This is a genomic window from Paenibacillus sp. PAMC21692, from assembly GCF_014303795.1.
In the GTDB taxonomy this organism is placed as follows: domain Bacteria; phylum Bacillota; class Bacilli; order Paenibacillales; family Paenibacillaceae; genus Pristimantibacillus; species Pristimantibacillus agaridevorans.
Window position 1 is genome coordinate 2,623,277 of the sequence record NZ_CP060293.1, and the last position, 26,817, is coordinate 2,650,093.

14 protein-coding genes are annotated in these 26,817 nt (G+C 46.5%); all 14 read left to right on the forward strand.

The annotated features are described in order from the left end of the window. The first annotated feature begins 20 nt into the window (after positions 1–20). The 14 genes from H7F31_RS10375 to H7F31_RS10440 all read left to right on the forward strand — a co-directional run bounded on the left by H7F31_RS10375 (position 21) and on the right by H7F31_RS10440 (position 26,805). A complete protein-coding gene (locus tag H7F31_RS10375; RefSeq protein WP_187104094.1) occupies positions 21–1,709 on the forward strand; it encodes an extracellular solute-binding protein in 1,689 nt (562 codons plus the stop codon). Between the two features lie 24 nt (positions 1,710–1,733). After that, positions 1,734–3,506: a sensor histidine kinase gene (locus H7F31_RS10380; protein ID WP_187104095.1), complete on the forward strand. Its 1,773-nt coding sequence runs from the start codon at positions 1,734–1,736 to the stop codon at positions 3,504–3,506. Positions 3,507–3,511: 5 nt separating this feature from the next. Then, positions 3,512–5,113 carry a response regulator gene (locus tag H7F31_RS10385; protein ID WP_187104096.1) on the forward strand — a complete coding sequence of 534 codons (1,602 nt, stop codon included), beginning with the start codon at positions 3,512–3,514 and terminating at the stop codon, positions 5,111–5,113. Positions 5,114–5,245: 132 nt separating this feature from the next. Next, positions 5,246–9,625 (forward strand): DUF2341 domain-containing protein, encoded by a 4,380-nt coding sequence (locus H7F31_RS10390; protein WP_187104097.1) that lies wholly within the window; start codon positions 5,246–5,248, stop codon positions 9,623–9,625. Positions 9,626–9,780: 155 nt separating this feature from the next. Then, positions 9,781–10,581 carry an SDR family NAD(P)-dependent oxidoreductase gene (locus tag H7F31_RS10395; protein ID WP_222622746.1) on the forward strand — a complete coding sequence of 267 codons (801 nt, stop codon included), beginning with the start codon at positions 9,781–9,783 and terminating at the stop codon, positions 10,579–10,581. A gap of 19 nt (positions 10,582–10,600) precedes the next feature. Beyond that, positions 10,601–11,539 carry an aldo/keto reductase gene (locus H7F31_RS10400; protein WP_187104098.1) on the forward strand — a complete coding sequence of 313 codons (939 nt, stop codon included), beginning with the start codon at positions 10,601–10,603 and terminating at the stop codon, positions 11,537–11,539. Position 11,540: 1 nt separating this feature from the next. Further along, entirely contained in the window at positions 11,541–12,188 is a 648-nt protein-coding gene (locus H7F31_RS10405; RefSeq protein ID WP_187104099.1) for an SGNH/GDSL hydrolase family protein, read from the forward strand. Positions 12,189–12,201: 13 nt separating this feature from the next. Further along, the gene (locus H7F31_RS10410) at positions 12,202–12,651 is read left to right on the forward strand and encodes a NanQ anomerase/TabA/YiaL family protein (RefSeq protein WP_187104100.1); all 450 of its coding nucleotides are present in this window, start codon (positions 12,202–12,204) and stop codon (positions 12,649–12,651) included. A gap of 317 nt (positions 12,652–12,968) precedes the next feature. Further along, positions 12,969–15,242 carry a helix-turn-helix domain-containing protein gene (locus tag H7F31_RS10415; protein WP_187104101.1) on the forward strand — a complete coding sequence of 758 codons (2,274 nt, stop codon included), beginning with the start codon at positions 12,969–12,971 and terminating at the stop codon, positions 15,240–15,242. A 157-nt stretch (positions 15,243–15,399) separates the two neighbouring features. After that, positions 15,400–16,833, forward strand: coding sequence for an ABC transporter substrate-binding protein (locus tag H7F31_RS10420; RefSeq protein ID WP_187104102.1), 1,434 nt, complete (start codon positions 15,400–15,402; stop codon positions 16,831–16,833). Between the two features lie 36 nt (positions 16,834–16,869). Continuing rightward, positions 16,870–17,751, forward strand: coding sequence for a carbohydrate ABC transporter permease (locus H7F31_RS10425; RefSeq protein WP_187104103.1), 882 nt, complete (start codon positions 16,870–16,872; stop codon positions 17,749–17,751). 11 nt (positions 17,752–17,762) lie between these two features. Then, on the forward strand, positions 17,763–18,584 hold the full coding sequence (locus H7F31_RS10430) for a carbohydrate ABC transporter permease (RefSeq protein ID WP_187104104.1): 822 nt from the start codon (positions 17,763–17,765) through the stop codon (positions 18,582–18,584). Beyond that, positions 18,470–21,361: an FG-GAP repeat domain-containing protein gene (locus H7F31_RS10435; RefSeq protein WP_187104105.1), complete on the forward strand. Its 2,892-nt coding sequence runs from the start codon at positions 18,470–18,472 to the stop codon at positions 21,359–21,361. Before H7F31_RS10430 ends, H7F31_RS10435 begins: the two co-directional genes overlap by 115 nt. Positions 21,362–21,432: 71 nt before the next feature. After that, complete coding sequence (locus H7F31_RS10440; RefSeq protein ID WP_187104106.1) at positions 21,433–26,805, forward strand: glycoside hydrolase family protein; 5,373 nt, start codon at positions 21,433–21,435, stop codon at positions 26,803–26,805. The last annotated feature ends 12 nt before the right edge of the window (positions 26,806–26,817 follow it).

Below are 26,817 nucleotides of genomic sequence, written 5' to 3' on the forward strand. Positions count from 1 at the left end.
AAACTAGAAAGGGTGTTATCATGAACAAAATGTTCAGATTGCTCGTCATCGTGCTTGTATTTGCAGTGGCTGCCGGCTGCAGCGGGGGGAACAACGGAGGGAACGGCACTGCCCCGACGAATAAACCGGGAGAAACGAAAGCCGGGACACAATCGGCGGCGCCTCAAGAGCCCGTTGTGGTCCAGATGGCAAGCTTGTATCCGAACCTGGATGCGAACAATCCGGTTATGACGGAGCTTAGCAAAAAATCAGGCTTTAAATTTGACCTGGTTACAGTAACGGGAGATCGCAATCAGAAATTCGACTTATGGCTCGCTTCCGGCGACTATCCGGCCGATACGGTCATTTTAAAGCCGGATTATATTAAAAAATATTCGGATGCCGGCGCAATAATCCCGCTGGAGGATTTGATAGAAGAGCATGGCCCTAATATTAAGAAGCATTTCGGAGAATACTTCGATTTGTTAAAAGACGAAAACGGACATATTTGGTCGCTTTATGTCAGCAACATAACTGATGAGCCTACGCCGACGATGCAATCGGAGTTCGCTGTCAGCTATAAAATGTTGGAGGAAGCGGGATACCCCGAACTGAAAACAATGGATGATTTGTTCAACTTGCTGAAGGATTACTATGAGAAGCATCCGCAAACGAATGGACAGCCGACCATTCCTTTCTCCGGCTTTAGCTATAATGACAATACTTATGAAAACGCGACAGGTCCGATCTTCACTACGAGCGGATTGGAAAATCACGGGGACTTTACGATCGACGAAAACAATAATGTTAGGCATATCTTTACATCGGAAGAGGCGAAAAACTATCTCGCATTTTTAAATAAGCTTCATATCGCCGGCATGCTGGACAAAGAATTTTTTACTTTAAAAAATGATACGATGACGCAAAGGTTGGCGGAAGGCCGAGTTTTGGCGGGCGCTTTCCCAAGCTGGTACATGCAGCCGGAAGTAGAACCGGTTATCCGGGCGTCAGGCAACTTTGATGATCTTTACGCTTATTTCCCGCTTGTGTTCGATGCAACCAAACCAAATAAAAATTTCACGGCCGCGGCAACGCGTTCAAACTGGAACTGGGCGATTACCTCAAAATCCAAGCATCCGGAAGAAGTAATCAAGCTGCTTGATTATATGTTTACCGATGAAGCGCAAATTTTGATTAACTGGGGAATTGAAGGCAGTCATTATGAAGTCGTAGACGGTAAGCGGGTCATTAAGGAAGAGTATAAGCAAGGAGTTGCCGCCAACCCGGATTTGATCTGGAGCGAAATTGTTACGCCATTCTACGGCACATCGATGTATTACGCGCACGGAACGAAGTTGGCTGATGGAGACTATGCCACGCCTACGACGAGAGATAGCGTCAGAGAAAAATACGATGAAAGAACAAAAGAAGTTTTAGCGGAGTACGGCAAGGAAGTGTGGGCGGACTTCATTCCCGAGGTGAACTTTATTCTTCACGGACTTGGACAACTGGGCGATGTGGAGGAAGTGCGCGCCGAATCCGAGCGGCTTAAGCAAATTTGGAACCGCGATACGGCCAAGATTGTTTTCTCCGCGTCGGAAGAGGAGTTCGAAAAGCAGTGGAATGAAACCATGCGCGCGCTGGAAAAGGCGGGAATCGCGAAAGTGGAGGAAGCGTATACAAAATTGTGGAAAGAGGCTACTGCGCGATATAGCCATATAGGGAAATAAATCATATAGGGGAGGGGGAGCAGAATGAGTATCCGCACTAAGCTGTTTTTGTCGAACGGCGCAGTCGTCATTTTGCTGCTCACTTCCCTTACTTTTATTTTTGAGCATTTTAGCAGGCAGATGATTCTTGAGAAGATCATGGAAAGCAATAGCAACTCGTTTTCGCAAATGACGGAAAATGTGGACAGTCTCTTGAAAACCTACGAGCAGACTGCCGATGTACTGTATATGGATGATTCGCTGCAGGCTACTCTGCTTCAAGAAATTCATTCTTTGGCGTTGCAGCATACGGAGTACACGGAGCTTATCGTCCCGCTTATGGAATCGATTCGTTCTACAAAAGAGATTGTCAATTTTCAACTGTTTACCAATAATGATACGTTTCAATTAGGGGTTGTCAGGCCGTTGTCGGAGGCTCCAGAATTGGCGAGGAGAAGCGGATGCGACACTTCCGCGCCAAGCTATCGGTCGCTTCGTTCCTGGACTTTGGAGAAGGGAGCGGGTGGAGAGAACTTGCTTCGCTTATCGCAAAGGCTTAACCATCTGGATATGAAAGCATGTCTATTCGTTTCTATCGATGTGGATGTCAATGTGCTGGTGGACTTTATAAAAGCGAAGGATAATCCGAATCAAATCGTGTTTAGTTTATCGGATGGGAAGGTCGTATTTGACAATGCTTCTGACCATGCAGGGGTGGCCCGCTTGGAGGATTACTGGTTTTTCCCCGAGATGACTGCCAATGATGACGGCCAGCTTGTACGTATGGCCGATCAGGAATATTTGCTAACCAGCCGCGTCCTGGATTCGCGCAATAGCGTAGATGGCATCCAAATCGTCTTTCTTACCCAGCTTGATGCCCTGGTGGCAGGCACGAATGCGATTCGAACGACGGCTCTCGTTCTGTTCGTTGCAACCTTAGCTATATTCGTCATTGCAAACTATGTGGTATCGTCCAGATTAACGAGAAGATTGGTAGAGCTGTCCATAAAAATGAGAAAAACCAGCCTCGAAAACTTGCAGCCGATTCAAACGATTAAAGGAAATGACGAAGTAAGCAAGCTCGGCTTCAGGTTCAACGAGATGGTGCAGCGCATGCAGCGGCTTATTCGCGAGGTGTATGAGTCGGAACTGGAGCGCAAAGAGCTGGAGCTGAAGACAAAGGAGTCCGAGTTATACGCCTTGCAGACACAAGTGAATCCCCATTATTTGTTTAATACTTTAAATGCGCTTCGCGGTAATCTCCTTATGAAGGGAGATCGCGAAAATGCGAAAATTGTTAATTTATTGGCTAAATCCTTTCGCAATGTGCTGGGCAAAAGCGGCAGGATGATTACGATAGCGGAAGAATTGGACATTATCGAGACTTACTTGAACATTCAAGCTTTCCGATTCTCTGACAGGCTTCGCTTCCGAATCGACATTCCGAAGCGGCTGCATGATGTCGCTATACCGAAGCTTTCGCTGCAGACATTGGTGGAAAATACGATCGTCCATGCGCTGGAGCCAAGCGCTGACGGAACAATGATCGTTATTCGGGCGGATTTTGATGAGCGGCAATGCAGACTTGTTGTGGAGGACAACGGTCCAGGCATTCCGTGCGATCACTTGACGGCAATAAGACAAAGGCTCGAAACTGCAGATCAGAAGAAGGATGACTCGCTGCATATTGGCCTGCGCAACGTACATCAAAGATTGCGTCAGAGCTTTGGCCCGAACTTCGGTCTGATCATTGAAAGCAAGCTGGGAGAAGGCACAAGGATTATCATTAACCTTCCGCTAGACAAGCCGCAAACATAAGGAGGTTGGGAGCCATCTATAACGTACTTCTTGTAGATGATGAGCCGGGGGCGTTGCTTTCGCTGAAATATTTGCTGGATTGGGAGCTGCTTGGTTTCACGATCGCGGGTGAAGCGACGAACGGCCAGCAGGCGCTCGATCTTTTTCATGACGGCAATTACGCCCTGGTCGTCACTGATATGAAGATGCCGGTATTGAGCGGTTTGGATTTGATTGCGCAGCTGCGCGCATTATCCGATGTTCCGATTATCATCATGAGCGGTTATGAGGACTTCTCATTCGCACAGAAGGGTTTGCAACTGGGCGTTAAGGATTATTTGCTGAAGCCGGTTGAGGAAGATGACTTGGTGCGTCTATTGAAAACCGTGGCAGCCGAGCTGGAAAATGAACGGATGCTGGACAAAAAGCTGCATTTTGGTTTGTCTGCAACAAAGGAGCGCATTGCCAGAGAATGGGCCAACGGTTTCATGAATGCGGAAGAAGTGACGGAACGGTTTAAGCTGATAGATATACATGTTAGAGAGCGCTCAGGGATTTGCTGCATTGCGGCGGAGCTGGACTCGGAAGCCTGGAACGACTCTTCTATGACGGATAATGATCTGCAAATAAAACGGTTTGCCGCGCGTAATGTCATGGAAGATATTATTGGGTTAAGCGGCTGTTTATTCGAAGAATCGGATATGAAATACGGCATCGTTTTATACTCGGATTTAGACGAGGTGGAGCGTGCGGATGTTATTGCAAAAATCAGCCTGATGAGCCAGCATGTGCAGCAATACGCAAAAATCGGGATAACATTCGGCATAGGCAAGCTGGTTCATGCGATGAATGAAGCCGTAAAGTCTTATGAAGAAGCGAAACGAATGCTGGACAAGCAATTCTTTTTCGGCAAGCAAAGCGTTATTTCGGAAGAGAGGCTGTTCTCGAAAGAGGCGAATGATGATGAACAGAACTGGCTCCATGCCAATGAGCTTATTGAACAGCTTAACAAGCAGGACAGCGAGCAACTAAGAGAACTGCTTGCGCGCAGATGGGAGTTATTGGCGAAAAATCAAGTGCAATCGAATCTTATTAAAACAATGATCTTGGAGCTGTTCATTGAGTTGTTTCGGCTTGTTAGGGAACAGGGGATTGATTATGAGCAGCTGTTTAATCCGAGACAACTCGATTACGAACGCATTATGGGGGCAAGATCTTTGACGGATCTGTTCCAAATTACATGGACGAAATTGAGGGAAACAGCTGAGTTGATCAAGTCCCATAGCGAGCTGTCATCTGAAAATGCGGTCAAAGTAGCCAAGCGATTAGCGAATGAACGTTATGCCGACAACATCAGTATGAAAAATATAGCTTCTCAAGTGTATATGAATGCGGCCTATTTGGGGCAGCTATTTAAAGCGGAAACAGGCATTGGCTTTAACGATTATTTGTTTCAGGTTCGCATGGAAAACGCAAAAAGAATATTGAGCTCTACGGATATGAAGGTCTACGAGGTGGCCTATGCCGTCGGTTATAACGACCTGGATTGGTTTTATAAAAAATTCAAGCAGCATACCGGCTTGAGCGCAAGCGAATACAGAATCATGAGTGCATCGCATTCGGATTAATATATAAACAGCCTGGCAAGAACAATAATTCCTCCCGCTATGATCTGAATGTTAAGGGGTTCATCGAATGATGGACTCCTTTTATAATCAGTGAGGAAGCGGTTACAAAATAACTATTGGGAGGAATAATGAATGAGAAGGGAACGGTTACTTCGCAAAGGATTTCGCAAGCTCCAGTTTTACATCAGCATAGGAATGATTCTGGCCTTGGCAATACCGCAATTGGCGATGGCAAGCGGGCAGCCGGAAGAAGCCGACCTTTATAACGGTTATGGCCCAGGCTTGATTGCATCAACGGCGGGGTTTGCGAATAAGGACGCCAATCCGGAGCTGGGGCAGCTAAGCGGCTTCGGCAATAGCGGGAGAATGGAGCTGGACTATCAGTATCGCAGCATCGGCGTCGATTTTGGAGCAATCGCGGCTGTGAACACCATCGAACTTGAAGCGGCGAATGCGTCGAACCGAGTCGAGAAGAGCGATCTGTCCCTATACATCAGCTCGGATAATGAGACGTACAGCAAAGTAAAGGATTGGGATTTCGTTAAAGTGGACAACCGTGTAATTTTGTACAATTTTTCGGAATCAGCTCGTTATGTAAAGGTTCATAACCATTTTGATGATACGAAAGGCACTTTTTATAATGAAAGCCTGCAAGAGATGATTAAAGCGTATCAGCTGCCGCAAGGACGCTGGACGGCCGGCAATGGACAAAGCTGGTTGTATCAAAAGCCGGTAACTGTCTCCAATTCGAATGCCGAAATGATCAATGATCGGGCGGTTTATCTGACTAAGGAGGATCTTGGAACCGCGCAATTGATTGTCGACGGGAAGCTGCAAGCCGATTATCGCGATATTCGCTTTGCGGCTGGTGGCCAAGAGCTGCACTTCTATATGGATGATGCAGGCTTCTACGTACGAATTCCTGAAATGCAGCCTGAGGAAACCAAGCAAATTTATATGTATTACGGCAACCCGGCGGCCTCCTTCCGCGGCGGAGCACAGGAAGCGCTGCAAATCGAGTACGGCAACAAAACAATTGCGGAACAATCAGGGGAATTGAAGCCGGTGCGATTGAAGGATGGCACGCTGATGACAGTAGCGGGTTCGAATGACGTGGGCATACTGGCCAATTACTCCTTTGACGGCGGCAAGACATGGACGGATCAGGAAACGATTATACAGCCTGTTTCGGCGGCAGGCTCAGACCTGTATGAATTTCCTACCGGAACTTATGTTGATCCCGATACGGGCGAAGTTTATTTGTTCTTTGCCGTCCATCATTATTTTGGCGTGTGGAGCGGTGGCAATACTTGTTTGTCCATCGATGTGTGCCGCAACGATATGTATGTCGTCAAATCAACCGGATTTGACGGACAAAAGCCGGTATTCGGCGAACCTGCGCGAATAACGGGCCTGCAAACAGCTTCCGGAGCGCCGATTCATTATATGATCTCTTATACGAATCCGATTCGTCATAGTTCTGGAAGGATCATCGCGCCATTCTCCCATGTCATCGGAGATGACGGCACCTTTGGCGTCAGCTTCCTGTACTCGGACGATAATGGGGGCACTTGGCAGAAGAGCGTTTCCGAGCTGACGATTCCATCCATTGGCGGGGAAGGCGGAGTGACTGAGGTTGCCATTATCGAATTGGCTGATGGCAGTTTAAAGACTTACTTGCGTCAGCAAAGATCGGATATTTATTATCTCGGGACAAGCTCATCGGCGGATGAAGGATTGACATGGTCCCCGGTGGCCGACAGTGAAATGATGAGCACCAATACGTTCCCCGCCATGCAGCGGGATGACAACGGGAATATTTTACTGACATGGTCAGGGCATAATGCGGAAGGAATGGGGAGTTATTATCGCAACAATCTTACCATTGCTTACAGCGATGATGAGACGCTCACCTGGCAGGGTTATCATGATCTGACTGGACGCACTCGCTTGTCCACGCCGGGCTGGATTTCCGAGAATGAGAAACGCAACGTTGTTCAGGCGGATGGAGTAAAGGCAGGCGATGATGCGCGGCTGTTCACGTGGCCTGGACTGACGGGGGCCTTCTCTATGTTGGTAGAGGATTTTGACCGTTATTTGCGCTACAGCCATGGCGCATTGGATAGCTTTGAGTATGAGCATAGCGGAATTACGCCTGATAACGGGACAAGTCTGGCAAATGATTACTGGTGGAAGACGGCTAACTCAGGAGTCGTTACAACAAGTGACGCTGTTGCGAAGCAAGGAGATCGATCGCTTTATATTCACGACAATATTGACGACCAGCGAGTGACGGGCGGATCAAGGCTGTTCCCTGCAACACGGAAAGCGAGCGTGCAGCTTTCGGTCTATGGAGAGAGCTTCGACAATGATCTGTTTATTTCTTTGCAGGAAGGATACTCGCAGCATTGGAATGCGCTCGGCGCCGGTTTTATCCTGCAGCTAGATTCTGACGGATCGTTGAAATATACGGATACGGAAATAAATTCTTCAACCGGGACGGTCAAAGTAGGTTTTGTGAATCCGGACAGCAACCCGCTGACGGGCAACTTGTCCAATTTCTCGGACGCTTTCCCGTTCGCGTTAGATTACAAGGATCGCAGCGTAGGCGTGGATCTTGGCCGGGCTGCCAAGCTGCGCGAAATCCATTTGATTGACGGCAAGCAATATAATAAACCGCAGCCGCCAGACAACCTGCCGGGGAATCGGATCCAGCAGCAGAACCTTGAAGTGTATGTCAGCGATATGAACAATGGGGATTGGACTCTTCTGGAAGGATGGACCTTCGAGAAGGAAGACGGCAATATTAATATTGGGCTGGAGCATTTGGATATCGAAGCGCGTTATGTAAAAGTCCACCAAAACTACTCGGATACCGCTTTTACTTTCGGAGCGCCGCAGCAAGAGATTATGCGTGTCATCACGGAGTATGACCAGCCGATCGAGTTTCATGAGCTGGCGACACCGACAAGCTTGACGTTTAATGAATGGCATAAAATTCGTCTTGACTTTGATTTGGACAGTGGAATGGCCGACGTCTATGTGAATGATGCATACAAGGGCCCGATAGAGGCTGCTCATCCGGGTAAAGTCGTTAACCATCTGATGATCTCATCCGGCGCTTCGGGACTTGGGACGGAAGTCTATATAGATGAAGTGATGATTCAGGATCTATCAGTGGCGCTGCCGCAAGCCGGATTGATCGGAGATGAGGAGGCGGCGGTCGAAGAGACGGACACGACTGCTCCGGCAATCTTGTTCTCTCCAGACGGGAGTGAAACCTTGCTGTACGAAGCTTCAGTCCAAGCGGCGGTAACCGATGATTGGAGCGGTATCGACGCCGATCGGCTTATGTATGTTTGGGCACAGAGCGAGACAGCTCCGGATACAGGTTGGAAAGCATTCGGCTTAAGCGATGCGATTACTTTGTCGAGCGTGTCCGGCGATTGGTATTTGCATATTCGCGCGGTGGATATGAACGGCAATGAGGCACAGGCCCATTCCAACCGATTCCGTATGCAGCTCAGAGAGTCATCGGGATCGACGGCGCCTTCGACCGGTGGCAATACCGCTAATGAATGGAACATTGCTGCCGGGGAAGGCGGGACGTTAAGCAGCAATAATGAAATAGAATTGACGATTCCGGCAGGAGCCTCGGACGGGGCAATGCGCATCGCCATTTCAAAGCTTCAGGAAACTGGCGTCCTCCAGCATCCGGAATGGAGCCGGTTAAGCCCTGCCTTTAAAGTATCGAAAAATGTAGCGGGAAGCCTGAAGAAGCCGGCAACGATTAAGCTGAAGTTTGATCGGGAAAAGCTTGAAGATCATCAACTGCCTGTTATTGCTTACTATGATGAAGAGAAAAAAGTTTGGGTTGAAATCGGAGGAAAGGTTGAAGGTGATTTTATTTCGGCAGCAACAGATCGTTTGGCTACATTCGCGGTCTTCGCCAAGCTGCTTGGATCGACAGAGCCCGCCGTATCGTTTAGCGATTTGGCCGGACATTGGAGTCAGGCAGCCGTCTATGAGGCGGTAAGGCTAGGGATTGTCAATGGCTATCCGAATGGCATGTTCAAGCCTGATAAAGAGTTGACGAGAGCCGAGTTTATCGTTATGCTTGCCCGCGCGCTGGAGCTGGAGGCCAATGAAGAAGCGTTGCCGTTGTCGTTTGCCGATAGCGAGCATATCCCGGACTGGGCTCTGCTATCTATAGCGCAGGCGCTGCAATCGAACATCATACAAGGCTATGATGACGGCACTTTCCGTCCGGATGCGAGGATAACTCGAACAGAAATGATTGTTATGACAGTGCGCGCGCTGGGGCTCTCTGTTGGAATGGAGTCGGCTACGAGCTTTGCGGACGACGCAGCGATTCCGGCTTGGGCCAAGCCCCTGGTTGCTGAGGCGGCTGCTCGCGGACTGGTCGAAGGACGCGGCGGCAACCGCTTTGCTCCAGAGGGCGAATCGACCCGTGCGGAAGCGGTGAAGGTTTTACTGAAAGCTATTCAATAAGAGATAAGGGAGTATACGGTTAGTGTACTCCCTTTCTACATGCATGGAATGAAATAAAATTGACTAAAACAAAGAGCAGATGCTATATTAATTGGTAATACCATATTATATATGCAAAGCGCATTTCATGAATTTAAATAGAAAGTGGGTTTGTTATGTCGACGATGGATTTGTTCCAATTGAATGGTCAGGTTGCAATTGTTACAGGAGGCTCGGGTTTGTACGGCGAGCATATTTCCACCGCTCTTTGCGAGGCAGGAGCGCATGTCATTATCGCTTCCCGCAACGAGGGGAAGTGTCAGGCTCTCGCAGATCGCTTTAATGAACGCGGATACAAAGCATCAGGCATGAAGCTGGATCTGAGCGATGAACAAAGCATTATCGCATTTATCGCAGAAGTGTCCGAGAGGTATGGGCGAATTGATATTCTCGTCAATAACTCCGTTTCCCGTTATGGTTTGAACAATGTTGAAGATACGACTGCCGAAGGATGGAATACGGCGCAGCAGGTGAACGGAACGGGGTTGATGCTTATCTCGAGGGAAGCCGTTAAACTGATGCGTGCCGCAGGCAAAGGAAATATTATTAACATAGCCTCTATTCAAGGAGCGCAGGCGCCTCACTTCCCTGTATATGGAGATACGGGTATGACCAGCGGTGTCGAGTATACATTCGCGAAGTGGGGGATGATCGGAATGACGAAATGGATGGCCAGCTATTATGGACCCTATAACATTCGCGTCAATGCGATTAGTCCCGGCGGTTATTACGAAGGAGAGGATCAGCATGAGGAGCATTCGAATGCATTCGTAAACAATTACAAGTCTATGACTCCGCTTGGCAGATTGGCCGAAGACGATGATATCAAGGGGCCGATCGTTTTCCTCGCCTCCGAAGCTTCGCGTTACATCACGGGTCATAATCTATTGCTGGATGGAGGCTGGACAATTTGGTAAAAGAAAGGGTAAAATGTCCGTGAATAAACTTACAGTATCCAAAATGACGCTTGGCACGGTACAACTTGGCATGAATTACGGGCTTATCGGCACCAGTCAAAAGCCTGATGTTCAAGCGAGTTATGGTATTTTGCAAGCAGCATGGCAAGGTGGAGTGTCGGCCTACGATACGGCTGCGACGTATGGGGAATCTGAGCAAATACTGGGTCGTTTTTTTGGCAAGTTGCAATCCGGAGAAGCTCCGACAATCATTACCAAAATTTATGTGCAGCCGGAGGGAAGCTGGAGTCCTGGACGAATAAAAGATGAGATCTATCGCCAGACGAGAGCGTCGCTTGAGAAACTCGGTGTCGAGCAAGTGTCTGCTATGATGCTGCATAACGTCGATGCGATGCGAGCTCATGGAGACATCATTGCGCAAGTATTCGCCGAGCTTGTACGGGATGGCTTAGCGGAAAAGGCGGGTATTTCATTTTCGTCCAATACGGAAGAGGAGTTTGCAATGCTGCGTCCGTATTTGGAAGACTCCGTTTTCGGCGCTGTACAGCTTCCGTTAAATGTGTTCGATCATCGACCTCTGAATAACGGGTGTCTGGAGATGTTGCGATCCGCAGGCAAAACAGTGTTTGTCCGCAGCGTGTTCCTGCAAGGCCTTTTCTATGCGGATGAAGCAGAGCTGCCGTCTCAATTGCCCGAGGCTGTTGAACCGATCCGCCAGCTTCGCGAGCTTGCGCATAGCTGTGGCTTAACTCCTGCCGAGCTGGCTGTTTCCTATATTCGCGATATGCCGGGTGTAGATAGTCTGGTTATCGGCGTGCAGACAGTTGAGCAATTGGAGGAAAATTTACGGTTAATAGAAGGGCCTGCCGTACCGGAGTCCATTTGTAATGAAATAAGAGAGCGATTCCGGAATCTGCCCGAGCGGCTCCTTACGCCGGGGATGTGGAGCAGGTGGTGAAATGTTGAAGCTCAGGGCGTTAGATCAATTGCAGCGAGGTGAACGAGCTTTTATCGTTTGCATAGGCGATTCCATTACAGAACAGAATTATCATCTTGAAGGCAAACTTAATTATGTGGGTCTGCTTACAGAACGGTTAATGGAACGGTTCAATCGCAAGTCGTATGTGTTTAACGTCGGGAAGAGCGGAGATACTTCACAAGGGATACTGAATCGACTGGATCAAGACGCTTTGCGATTCGGAGCGGATCTGATTACAGTGATGATCGGCATAAATGATTCTATACAAGGAGCAGCAGGTATTGCCCCATTTAAACGGAACTTGGAACAGATCATCACCAGGGTTATAGCATCTGGATCTGAGGTGCTGCTTTTAACCCAGAATGCGCTCGATTATAATATTCATGAACAAGCGGTCCTAGCTAGAACCGCCTATCCGGAGTATGCTGCAGCCGTGCGGGAGGTGGCGGCCGCAACGGATACTCCTTTATGTGATATTTATAGTCATTGGCGTGAATATGTACAAGAATCGACTAACAGCCACTTGATGCTCATGAATGACAGCATTCATCCCGGTGCCCAGGGACATGCATTCATAGCAGGACAAATCTATCATTATCTGAATATAACGCCTAGTGCGGAAGAATAGGAGAGGTCGCCCAATGATTAGAGACGCTTTGCAAAATTTCAAGCTGTATACAGGATTCCATCCGCGGTTAGAGCAAGCAGCACAATTTATAGCAAACGAGGAATGGAAAACTCTTGCGCCTGGAAAATATGAGATTGACGGAGACAATATTTTCGCAATCGTTCAGCATTATGAAACCAAACCGCGAGAGCAAGGATTATGGGAAGCGCATGAGCGGTACATGGACATTCAATTTGTGGCTGAAGGCGAGGAGAACTTTGGTTATGCGCCTATCGGGCAAGCGGTTGTAACACAACCTTACGATTCCGATTCCGACTATGCGTTATACGATGCGACAGGCGATTTCTTTATACTGCGTGAAGGTCATTTTATATTGGCAGCGCCGCAAGATGTACATATGCCATGTTTGGCGGTAGACAATTCTCAACCGGTTAAAAAAATTGTGATTAAGGTAAAGGTTTAATCAACCACAAGAATAAACGGACGGCTAGAACAGGTATAAGTTTTTAGGGGGGAGCCGAATGGTTCCCCTTTGTTTATCGTTGGAGCATCTACAAAGCGATAATCGTTTTGGCGGTCGTCTCCAGCAGCGCAAATATCCATTTTTTTGAGATAAAACCCAGATATCTATATGGGCATTACAGTTATAATTATGCTACTCTGAGAAAATATAAATGATTTAGTTGCAGAAGCGGTTCAGAAAAATGAAAGCGCTGTATCCGTGGGGAAGGAGAAGGCATGTGGGGGATATAAAATCAAAGCTAAGGAAAGGGTGGCAGCATGGGGAAGAGAGAGGCGATTCGAACGTCAAACAGAACCTTTTTATCGTTGAAAGTTATTTTAATATCCACTTACATATTCCTTTCCGTTCTAATTATAATCGTCTTCTCTGGCATTACGAGTTATGTGGCTGAGAAAGTCATTAAAGAAAAGGAAAACCGCGCAGTAATAAGTTCCTTAACTAATATTGATGATCGGATTAATAATAAATTAGCCCAATATTCCGATTTGATGATTTCGTTAGCCTACGAGGCGCCAACGCAGAAATTGTTACAGGGACTGGAAGGGCTATCCGACCAAAGTAAAATTGAATTCGTCAATGAGTTCTACTCCAGAATGTACGAGGTTAATGTGACGCAAACGGATATTAATGCAATTGTTTTTATAGACACTAATGGCAAGCAGTACTATACCATGAACCAAAACTTTAATACGGAAGCATGGGTGAATAACTACTTTACTCCAGAATTGCAAGATCAGGTGGCTAAGCTGCGGGGAGAAATATTCATCGATTTCTCTGGAGGAAACTCGAAGGATCGCAATAGTGTAACACTTATTAGCCAGATTAATGCACTCAATAAACCGCGAGGCACGAAACCGATTGGCATTATGATGATAAATATCAAAAAGGGGGCACTCTCCTCGATTCTATTCCAGAATAGAGAATTACAGCTAACAACATTAGTCGATTCTCAAGGAATAGTTGCGATTGATGCGCATAAAGAACTTCAGGGAACGGTTAGCGAATTGAATAAAACCGCCCAATTGCAAAAAGAACCCTCCTTTCAAACCAATATGAATGGAGAAGACTTTTTTGTATCCATTTTTAAAAATGACAAGTATCGCTATACGTTGATGAGCCGTGTCCTTGTAGATGAGCTCTACAAAGATGTGGATTATATAAAAAAAATAATAGTTTACCTTATCCTATTCGTACTATGCGGAGTTGTTATGATTTCTTTTTTCCTCTCCACATTTCTCGTCAAGCCGATCAAAGAGTTGGTAACGTTAATGAATCGTGTCAGTCATGGGAATTTAAATGTAAGAATGGTCAAGATTCCTTCTAATGAAATAGGCATCCTCGCTAATAATTTCAACCAAATGGTTGATACGTTAAAGAATAGCGTTCCCCTAAGAAAGGAAAGATTAATCAGCAAGCTGTTATTGGGCAGGATCACAATCGATGAATTCTCTTCTCAAGGAGCAGAACTTGGAGTAGCTGCTACTGTCGGAGTTAATATTGTTGTTGTTGTAATCGAAATTCATGACACTCCCATGAGCGATAAGGAATTTATTCCGATAGACGATATAGAACGGTTTCTTCAATCCAGATTAGTATCCGTTCATTCGGCTGCTTTGTTGCATATTCTTGACAATCGCCGTCTGATCGTTATTTTACAAGAAGCGGAAATGAATCTCATTCAATACTTGCATGAGTCTTTGAATAGGGAGAAGGGAGTGCCGACAACATTCGGAGTAAGCCGCTCCTCGTTCAGCTATGATAAAATCCACGAATCTTATAATGAAGCACTTGATGCGCTTCACTATAAGCACTTATTCGAAGCGAATGAAATTATATATATTAATGATATTCAAGAGAAGGATAACGACTATGAACAATTGGAACGGATAGAGGATGAGATTGTACAAGCAGTAAAGTTTGGACGAGGAGAACAATTGACCGCAAGCACGGAACTGCTTTTTAATACCTTCAAAGAACAATTCGTGACCAGGGAAACGATGAATCGATCGTTAGGCCATACCCATTTGAAAATTCTTAAATTAATGAGCAATCTGGGAATCGATCTTTTTAATGCCGACCCGACTATCCCCCGATTGCCATCGCTTGAAAGCTTTAACTTGTATCGCCATACACATGAACTGAAACAAGAGTTCTCCATTTTCTTGGAAACATCTGCACAATTAATCGGGAATAAACGCGAAACACGGATGCATGAAACGATTGCCAAAGCAATCACGATCATTAATGAGCGATACATCGATGGTGAATTTTCCGTTAGCACCATTAGTAAGGAATTGTATATAAGCGAAAATTATTTTTCCAAGCTGTTCAAACAAGAGACAGGCAAAAATTTCTCTCAATATGTTACTGCCGTGCGAATGAAAGAAGCCGAAAATTTACTTACGCTAACGGATTTAAAGATCAGTGAAGTAGCCGCAAAAGTGGGTTACAAGGATGCCAATTATTTCAGTCTCAGCTTTAAGGGGATTTTTGGGATTTCACCGGTAAAGTATCGAGAACAGCACCAGTAAAACTCTGTTCAGCCTAATTTTATAGACGGTATAATGGTTTTTCTAGGGAAAACCCAGAATATTATATGGTCGACTGAGCCATATGTCCGCTAACATTTAATTTATGAAAGCGGTTTAATTTCGGTTGCTTTCTAACAAAATTCTGGAGGGGTAGAAAATGAGAAGAAGAAAGCACGGTTTAGCTTACTTGCTCGTGATGCTTTTGGTTGTAACCATATTGGGCGGATGCGGGAGCGGGAATAACGAGGGGACATCGGTTGAGCCTGACAGCTCATCATCATCCGTGACTCCGAGCCAGGAAGCAACTACTAATCCGGAAGATGAAAAGCCGGTCGAGCTTGTGTTCTGGAACTATCCGGTTTGGAATTTGCCTGATCAAAAGCCAGGCGAATATGCCCAGACGCTGATTGAAAAGTTTGAAAAGAAATATCCCAACGTGAAAGTGAAGCTTGAAATCATTCCCTATGATGGCGGAGATCAGAAGGTGAATGTAGCTCTTGCATCCAATACGGCACCGGATATTCTTAATGATTCTCCGGGACGTACGACCAGCTATGCGAAGAGGGGATATACGGTACCTCTAAATGATATTTTGACGGAGGAGCAGCTAAAAAAAATTCCGCAAAATGTTCTTGAGAAAGTAACTTTACAAGACGGAACGATCTTCAGCTACCCTCAGGGATTGGGGGCGACGCTCATGGTCATCAATAAATCGTTAGTGGAAAGAGCGGGAGCGGCGGACTTATTGCCTTCGGGAGAATTACGGACTTGGACGATTGAACAATTTGAAAAACTCCTCGTGGCCGTAAGGGAATATCAGAAGAAGGAAACACCGGATAATTATCCGTTTCTAATGTTCGGCTTGAACGAGCAGGGGGATGCTCTGTATCACAGCTTTATGGCTGGTTTTGGCGGAAAACGTTATACGGATGACCGGACGCAAAGTACATTTAGCTCCACGGAAAATGTGCAAGCGGTGGAGTGGTTCAAATCGCTAATAGATAAACAGCTTGTATATCCAAATCCGGAAACAAGAGCTGCTGGAATGAGCAACGATTATTTCGTTCAAGAAAAGACTGCTGTTGCGTTTGGCGGGTTTTCACTCTTGAATGCAGTCCAGAAGGCGAAAGATGAAGGGGCGATCAAGGGAGAGTTTGAAGCGATCTTGGCGCCATTCCCAAGTGTTAAGAAGGATCAAGGCGTAGTTATCGGCGGAGGCGGACAATTCGTTGTTTTCGACAATGGGGATGAGAATAAGATTAAATATGCAAAGAAATTCATCCAGTTTGCACAGACAGAGGACCCTGATTTCATTAAAGCGATGAACGCCTTTGATGTTTATGGAAGAGACACGTTAGGAGCCAATCCAGATCCCGAGAAGCTGTGGTTGTCCAAACTGGTGACCGATACAGAGCATATCATTGCGATTGACGGCTCTTATGATATCGAAGGATATTCGCAGACCAGAGCGGTGTTCTTCCCGGAAATGCAAGCCGTATTTATCGGTGCCAAGGAGCCGCTGCAAGCGATGCAGGATTATGATGAGAAAGCAAATAAAATCATTAAGGACGCAATTGCATCCAAAAAATGATCGAGTGTACGAATTGGAATTGGAGTGGAGCATGCGATGCTGAAAAGAGAATTCAACTTATTGTATAAAGAAAGATATGGTTTTCTATTTGTAGCACCTGCTTTGTTATTCTTCGTTCTGTTCTATTTATATCCAATCTTGGATGCTATTAAAGTAAGCTTCTACAAATACACCTACTATTCTTCGGGTTGGGCAGGGATTGGGAATTACCAGTCCCTGCTGGAAGATGATGTTTTTCTCAGGTCCGTCAAGAATACACTTCTAATTGTCATCATGTTTGTACCGGCAACTCTCATCATTAGTTTAATTCTGTCGATTTTTATCAGCCTGTTCAGGACGAGGCTGCAAAGTGTTTTTAAAGCCGTTTTTTATATTCCTGCAGTCACGTCCATTGTCAGCATTACGTTTATGTGGCAGTATCTGCTGAATTATGATTTTGGATTACTGAATTTTCTCCTTGGTCTATTCAATATAGACAAAGTGAATTTTCTTAGCTATGACAGTGCGATCGTGACAACGACATTAGTCGTTCTCACCATTTCACTCGGCGGACCTATTGTAATCCTATCTGCGGCATTAAACGGAATTCCCGTCAGCTATTATGAGGCTGCGGAATTGGACGGGGCATCGTTCTGGCGCAAACACATTAGTATTACACTCCCGATGATGAAGCCAACCATTCTCTTCGTTGCCGTGACGAGCACGATTGGCGCCTTTCAGCTTTTTGCGATTATATTGTTGTTTACTGCGGGTGGTCCGAATTACGCGACTACAACCATTTTATTGCTCTTGTATCAGGAGGCTTTTGTGAATGGGGATTATGGTCGGGCTAATGCAATGGCTGTCATACTAAGTATAATCATTGTCATTATTGCATGGCTGCAGTTCAAATTTTTGCGAACGGATATTGAGTATTAAGGAGCAATCGTATGAACAAGTCCAACCTGATCGTCGTTTTGTTGAAGCTGTTGCTCGTTATTGTTGCTGCTTTGTTTTTGTTCCCGTTTTATTGGATGATTTCGTCTTCATTTAAGGAAATGTCGATTGCTTTTCAGATTCCGCCCCAATTTTATCCGCATCATCCGACATTAAATAACTATATTAAGCTTCTGGATACGAATGCGGCTAAATGGTTTTTAAATAGTGTATTTGTAAGCGCGTGTACCACTCTTGCAGTCGTTTTTATTACTTCTATGGCTGCTTATTCTTTGGCGAAGATTAACTTTCGCGCAGGCAAGTTTATATTTTCAATATTTGTCGGCTCGATGACGATCCCAGGAGCTGCGCTCCTGATCCCGCAATTTAAGATTGCAATCGAACTGAATTTAATAAACACGTATCTTGGATTGATTGTCCCTGCGATCGCGGCGCCTTACATGATCTTTTTATTAAGGCAGTTTATGAAAACCGTCCCTCAGGAAGTTCTTGAGTCGGCAAAAATGGACGGGTGCAGCGAGCCCGGCATTTATTATCGTATTATGCTGCCCTTATCGACGCCTGGACTCGCTGCAATTGCTATCTTTACTTTCGTGCAGAGCTGGAATGATTATATCTGGCAGCTATTGATCATTAAGAATACAGAAATGATGACGTTGCCGTTAGGCGTTGCCACCTTAATTGATGCGGAAGCAGTTGATTGGGGGCTGATCATGGCAGGTGCGGTTGTAACGTCGCTGCCCGTTGTCCTTATCTTTATATCCTTCCAGAAGTATTTTGTCCAAGGGCTGACTGTTGGTGCGGTCAAAGGGTAGTCATTAAGCAGGATTATGGAGGGGTTGACTTGAGTAAAGCTTGGCGTGAAAGCGGCTATGCCGCCTTCGCAGACGGAACTTTCGGTAACGGCGGACAAAATCTATATGTTTCTCGGAATGGGGTTCTGCAACGGATTTTCCGTTTCGACCTCAATCAAGATGGCTATACCGATATTATGTATGTCAATAGTCATGATATGGGCGAACGTCCAGCTATTGATGTCTACGTAGATCCCTTGCATTCTGCAAGACGAATCGAACTACCCTCGGCAGGGGCTTATTATGGCGCAATCGGTGATTTGAATGGCGATGGATATGATGATTTAGTCATTGTTAACCAGAACAACGGAACCCACTCGGATCTGACGGCTTATATTTACTACGGTTCACCCGGCGGTTTGTCGGAGCGTTACAAGGTTGAGCTTCCTGTTCCGAATTGCAGAGCCGTGGCGATTGGTGATTTCAATGGCGATGGTTATCGGGATATCGCATTCAGCAGCAATGGCAAGTTAGTCGTCTATTACCAAACCGCAGCGGGTTTCCGGCCATCAAATAGTGTAACGCTAGAGCTTGAAGTAACGCATATGGCTGCCGGGGATATTGATCAGGATGGCTATTGCGATTTATTCGTACGTGTCAAAGGCGGGAATCCCCTGGTGCTGTGGGGAAGTCCTGAAGGACTACGGCAAGAGGGCTGCACGCAAATTGGCGGGAGCGATGAGGCTGCCCAGGATTTAGCGGGTACGACGGCAGGATGGCTTGTATTTGTTGAAGGTTGGGTGCCGAAAATCATTGAAATTGGAGGACGTATCCACCTTTTCCGTCAAGAGAATGATGCAGCTTATTTCTATCCTCTATCAACAAGTCGAAAAGTAGCTGAACCTCTTATCTTGAATTGCGAATCGGTTATCTCTGCTGCAGTCGGCGACGTAAACGGGAATGGTTATGAGGATATTGTTCTCGTCGTTTGTAAGGGTCGGGATCGAAGCGAGTCCTCATGGATTTATTGGGGCCATCCTTCGGGGTACTCCAACAGGGAACGAATGGAGATTCAAACCCAAAGCGCGCGTGACGCGGTCATGCATGATCTTGATGGAGATGGACAGTTGGAAATTGTGATCTGTCAAGGAAGAACAGATGTTATGAATACAACCGAGTCGATCATTGTTAAAATTGCGCATCATGACGCAACAGCGGAGCTCATTCGTTTTGTAACGCATGATGCCACAACAGCATTGATCGGTACAACGATGGATTCTCCTTCCCCTCAAGTGATTTTTATTAATCATGTCTCTGGACGAGTTAGGGGAGACGTGCCCGCATACGCCTATTTAGGGGGGGCCGATGGCTTTAATGAAGATAGGCGGATCGAGTTCCCGGGATGGGCGGCGGTTGATTCCATCTGCTGCGATTTCAATGACGATGGTTGGGGCGATGTGTTCCTTGCCAATTGTTCAGAGAACGCTCCCCACCTTGATCCGGGATCTTATCTCTATTGGAATGGAGTGAATGGATTCGATCCCGATAACAAGTTGGTGCTGCCTACTGTAAGAGCGCATGGATGTGCCGTCGGCGACTTCCGCCACAGCGGATACTTGGACATCGTGGTTGCTGGAGCGAGTAATCCGGAGCTGTTGATCTTCAAGGGCGGACCCGAAGGATTCGACGTGGATCATCCGCAGAAAATCATGATGGATCCCGATATGAAGATATTCAATCCGGAGAAAAAATTGTATTCGTACGAGATGCTGGCAGGTCGTGCTTATCGGGAGCCGCGCTGGTTGTTTACTGCGGACTTCGACAATGACGGTTGGTTGGATTTATATGTATCACAGGTTTTTGGACCGAGTTATATATTATGGGGCGGTCCGGAAGGATTCTCCATGAACCGTTCGACCGTATTGAATTGTGATGGCGGTATATGCGCTCAAGCAGCGGATTTAAACGGGAATGGTTGGCTTGATCTAATTGTCGGCGGATATCTATCGATGGGTAAAAAGGTTGCGAATGAATCCTATGTATATATTTACTGGGGCGGACCAAAAGGATTCCGTGAGGATAGACGAACACAGCTCCCGGCACATACGGCAAATTCGATTACGATAGCCGATTTCAATCGTGACGGCATTCTGGATATCTTCGTTACATCCTATAATTCTGGACGCGAACGGGACATTGATGCCTATATCTACTGGGGACAACCGGGAGGCGTCTATTCCGCGGATCACCGTTCGACGATATTTACTCATTCATCTTGCGGATCAATGGCGATTGATTTCAATGAAGACGGTTGGGTCGACTTGGCTATAGCTAACCACAAGACGAATGGGAATCACTGCGGATATTCCTATGTCATGTGGAATGGTCCTGATGGATTCTCTCAAGAACGGATGACTAAGCTGCCTACAATGGGTCCGCATGGCATGATGTCCGTAGATCCGGGTAATATCATGGATCGTCGTCCGGAAGAATTTTATGTATCCAGTGAATTCGAACTCCCTCACGGAGATAAAGTGTCGCGAATTTCTTGGATAGCCGAGCTGCAGCCGAAGACTTGGGTGAAGGCTCAAATCCGGACTGCGACAAGTAGAGGCGGACTGGTACAGGCTAATTGGCAAGGTCCGAATGGAATGGAAGATAGCTGGTTCGATAATGGTCAGAAAGCGACGGATGCCCTGCAGGTTGGTCAATGGATTCAATACCGCCTGGCACTTGGCGCAATAAATGGTGGCAATAGTCCGCGCGTGACGGAAGTAACCGTCCATTATGAAGCTTAGAAGCTTCGGAGATGCTGAGCAGGTAAATAGGAAATTGTATCGTACCTTTGCTAGAGAAAGGATGATATTGTATGAAAGTTGCAAGTAAATGGCTGATGGTTGCAACTGTATTTACCGCGACCTTGCTTTTCATGCTGCTGTCGGGTTCCTTGGCATATGCCAACGAAAGCGTTCTTATCGATGACGATGCACACAGCTTATCCGAGGCGGGCTGGGTTAGGCAGAATGCGCCTAGAGCCGGCACTTATATTACGGATTCACCGAATTCATTAGGCAATCCATCCCAGATTTCGATGAAGCAAGTTATGCGCGGACAATATTTGTTCTATAGCTCAGAGAATCTTATGTCTGACACGATTACTAAGGAGATTTCGATCGGTGCGGGTAGCTGGACGATTGAATTCGAAGCGCGGATCGCGGATTTGATTACACCGTCGGAGAATCCCGCTTGGAATGGTTTTGCAATCGATACGATTGCCAACCACAAACGATACCGAGTCACGTTTAACAGCAAAACTGGTGAAATGGATTCCACTTTCAAAGTGTTGATTATGAAGAACAGCTCCAGTGCCTATGACGAGACTGAAATTAAGCTTGGTGATTTCGCCGACATTCATAAGTGGGGGATTTCCTATGATGGCGGAACAACGTTGACGGTCAGTCTGGACGGCAAAGTGGTCGCAAGATCATCGAGTGTGAATGTAACGAGCGGATTTGATGATAAAGTGATGTTATACAATAGCACGACAGGTATTCAATCCGGGACGAATGAGGTATATCTATACAATTACAAATTTGTGAAAGGCGGGAATCTGCATTCCAGTGAAGAGGTTGTCCAAGACAATGCGGCTAGCTTCACATCAGCAGGGTGGACAGCGTCTGTTCCGCTGCAAGGGCAATATATTATTGATAACGCTCATTCTCAAGGCAATCCGAATGCAGTAGCGTTAAAGTCGGTGTCCAAAGGACAGTATCTGTTTTATAGCGATCAAACAGCAGCTTCCTCTACTCCCGTTTCAATGAGCTTGAATTCAGCAATTGGCAACGGTTCATGGACTTTGCAACTGAGAGCGAGAATTGCTGATTTAATGCAGGCGACAACGAATGGTGCAGACACAGGGTTGCTCGTCGAAGTTGTGGCCAATCAGAAATTGTATAAGCTGATTTTCAATAATCGTGACATCATTACGGCAATCAAAGACAGCGGCAGCGGTTCTTACAGTCAAGCACGGGTGGACATGCCTACGGACGATCAATTTCACTCCTGGAGCATCTCTTATGACGGTGGTGAAAATATATATGTCGATCTCGATGGCGTGAAGGTGGCGGAGTTTGGCGGGATGGGCATCAGTACGACGCAAAGCGATGGAATTACGTTAACCAACGCCGCACAGAATCGTTTATCCGGCACGACCGAAGTGTATATGGATTCCATTACGTTGACGATAAACTCGATGCCGGAGTGGGTGAAGGTAAAGTCGGATGCTTATTTGGCAGAAAATTCGGAGAATGTGTTGACCGACTTCACAGAGCGGTTGCTGGATAACGGTTGGGTGAGGTCAGGCGATCCTGTGAATGGGAATTATATCTCGGATTTCTCCAATTCATTAGGGAACCCGAACCAAGCATCCCTGCTGGCTGTCCCGCAAGGTCAATACTTATTCTATGCATCATCAGCGGGGACAGCAAGCTCGCTGACCAAGAGTCCGCTGACGATTGGCACAGGACCATGGTTCTTGGAGCTGGATGCGAACATCGTTGATTTGATTACGCCCTCGGCGGATTCAATTTCCAATGGAATATCTGTCGATGTTATCGCTAATATGAAGAAGTACAAGGTGACTTTCAATAGTATGGATGCGAACGGCAATTTGAAGATCGTCGTGCTAAAGGACAATAGCGGGACGGTTGAAGAGAAGCAGTTAACCTTGCCGCCAGACGGCAAAGTTCATAAATGGGGCATCGGATATGATGGAGGCACCACCTTGACAGTAAATCTTGACGGCACCGTAGTCATGCGGGTGTCTGGCGTCCATGTACCGGATTCTGCAACAGATCGGATTGTATTGCATAACAATGCCGGTAATCTACAGTCAGGCACGAACAAGGTTTACCTTGATTTGGTCAAGCTGGACATAACGAATGTGCCGGAGTGGGTTTACGCTGCTATTGACGACGATGGCGACAATCTCAGTCAATCGAGCTGGACAAGACCTATCGACCCTGTAAGCGATAGTTATATTACCGATCATCCGAACTCATTGGGCAATCCTAACCAGATCCAGATGCTGCCTGTTTCTTCGGGTAAATATTTATTCTACAGCGCACAGGATAGTCAATATAGCGTTATTAACAACAATATCCATATCGGGTCAGGAGCTTGGTATGCGCAATTGGAAGCGCGGTTTGCCGATTTGCCAACCCCATCCGCCTATCAGGCTTGGAGAGGGTTCTCGATAGACATCGCAGCTAATTCCAAGCGTTACAGACTCTCTTTCAACAGTATAGATTCGAATGGAAATATGAACATTTACTTGTTGAAGCCCGGGAATACGTACGAAATGAAGCAGGTTGCTCTCCCCTCCAGTGGAGGATTCCATCAATGGGGGATCGCCTTCAACGGAACGAATGCCATCACTGTCGATCTTGATGGCACAATTGTCGCGAAATTCACCTATACAGAACTGACTGCAGCCGTTGCTGATAGCATGAAATTGTTTGCCGATACGAACAACTTGCTGTCAGGCACAACCGAGGTGTATGTCGACAGGATCCGGCTGCTGCGCAATTTCAAGCCTAAGCTGCATGATTCGAGCCCGACGTTAAATACACTTCTTGATGACGATGCTTCCAGTCTCAGCGCTGCAGGCTGGGTTGCGAACACGTCGCCAAGAACGGGCGTTTACATGATTGATGACGATCCGAACTCATTGGGCAATCCGAATGGAGTTTCGCTAAAGCCCGTTCCGGCCGGACAATATTTGGCATATGCCGACGGCACTTCAACCAGCGGTTATTATAGCAGTATGAAGCGCAACCTATCGATCGGATCTAGCGCATGGACTCTGCAGTTCGATGCCAGGATTATCGATCTCGCCAAGGCGACGAACTACTATTTATGGAAGGGACTCTCCTTTAATATTTACGCCAATAACAAAAGATACATCGTTTCTATGAACAATTACGATCCCGTCAAAGGAACGATCCGAGTATTATTGATTACCAATGGATCAAATGCGTTCCAGGAGAGGGAAGTATACGTTCCGGCTGACAATGCATTCCACAAGTGGGAAATCGTCTATGATGGCGACGGTGGACTCTATCTTGGTCTCGACGATAACCTTCTTGCCCAGTCGAATAATTCCGGAATAGCAGCGACGACCGGCGACAATATATCCATTATTAATCTCGCCAATGATATCTATACGACAGGAACCAACGAGGTATATTTCGATCAAATCAAGTTTACGCTGAATAAAGTACCGGAGTGGATTAATTACTATCCCAACCTGTCAGGGGTAACGGTTATGCCGGAAGCCAGTTCAAGCTCCGTTCCTATTCTTGTAAATATAAGCGGTGCAGATCCGACTTGGTTTACGAATCCCGACATACAGGTTAAAGCAAGTATTTATAGCGGCACTCAGCTGCTCTCTAGCAGTACTCATGCTTTGGATGCCGCTACTGTCAGCTTAGACGTAAACGGTGGAGGAGGTACAGGCGTACGGCAGCTCGTTGTCGAGCTATTGAATAACAATCTATCAGTCGATAAGGTGATTAAAGAGATCGAGTTATTCCCCGCTGTCACGGCAGTCAATCCTAATGATTCGGTCACTTCCTCTCCAGGTGCGGTTGCATTATATACGGCAGTCGATCAAATGATAAACGGCAGCAATCAAATTGCGACAGCTGCGGGATGGCAGGTGGCCGATTACAAGTACAAGGGATCCGATGAAAGTGTCGCAGGCAATGTGTACAGCCTGATTGAAAGTACGGCAAGCGCACAAACCTTGAGACTGCCCGTAGATCTATACGGCTGGTTCGGCGTATATATCGGTTATGTTGCAGGTACGGAACAATTTGACGTTACGGATGGGAGCATCACGCATACGATAGAGATAAGCCCTAGCGGAGCAGCCCCATTATACAGCGAACAAACGATCAGAGAAGAGTTTGTTATGGCAGCTAACTTTAATGGAAGAACATTCAGCATCATCCCGTCAGCCAACAAGAAGGCAAGAATTGCTTATGTAAAGTTACGCGGGCTAACGACTGCTGATATTGCAGAGTATACGATGGCTGATGAAGGGAGTCTGGGCAAGCGGGCAATCTACAACAACGATGGTTATACCCATTTTACATCTCTGAAATATCATAATGTTGAATCCATTGAGAACATGGCCATTAATATATTCGATGGACAAGATGCGGGAGGTGTCGATTGGGCGCTGGGGACAACGATGCAATTGAATTATGATAGTCAATATGCGGGTGCGCCATTTGACTCGTTTACCGAAGATGACCCGACGCTTAGGGAAATCGATCTTTATGGAAAAGCCAACATTCTTAACATTTATGATGAAAGCGGCAAATGGGCCCCGGAAGTATTGGCAGAACGCGCTAATGACATCGGAATCGATTTTAGCGTATCTCTAAGGATGAATGCCTTTTACACCTTAACTTCGTTCCCTGCGCTTAACGGTCAACTTTATAACGATTATATTGGGACACCCTATGATGCGAGACAGTTGGATGCCAATGGTAATCCGACTTTCCGATTAAGCTATAATAACGCAGATTTTAGAAATTATATCAAGAATATCTTAATGGAAACAGCTGCGATCCCCCATGTGGATGGGGTGAATCTCGATTTTGGCAGGTATCCGTATTTATTCGCCTACGAATTAACCGATGTCGCCAGCCGGAAAGCGATCATTACACAAATGCTGAGTGAAATCAGAGCGGCATTGCCGGGGAAAACGATCAGCGTGCGAATCCCTTATTGGAATTACGAAGGGTATGGATTGGATCCGCAAGCCTGGATCGATCAGGACTTGATCGATACGCTGATCCCAACGAACCTCTCCTATGAGGATTTCTTCGACATTTCGCCCTTTGTCAGTATGGCGGCAGGATCGAATGTTAAGATTTATGCAGGAATTGTCTCCGATCTGTCGGGAACGGACCTAACCAAGGAGCAGGAAGCAATGATCCGAAACGGCGGCACGCATGTGAATACGAAGAGAACGCTTAGTCAAACCCAATACCAAAAGCGGACTTACGATGTGTATGAAGCAGGTGCCGACGGCGTGTATATCTTCAACGACTGGTGGAACGGCAAAGGAATATTCGGATTATTGGGAGATAAAGTGAAGGTACGCAAGTGGCACTATTTTGATTATTATTCGCAATTGCAGGAAAATCCGATTTTTATCATGCAGCCATAAGCAGAAGCTGTC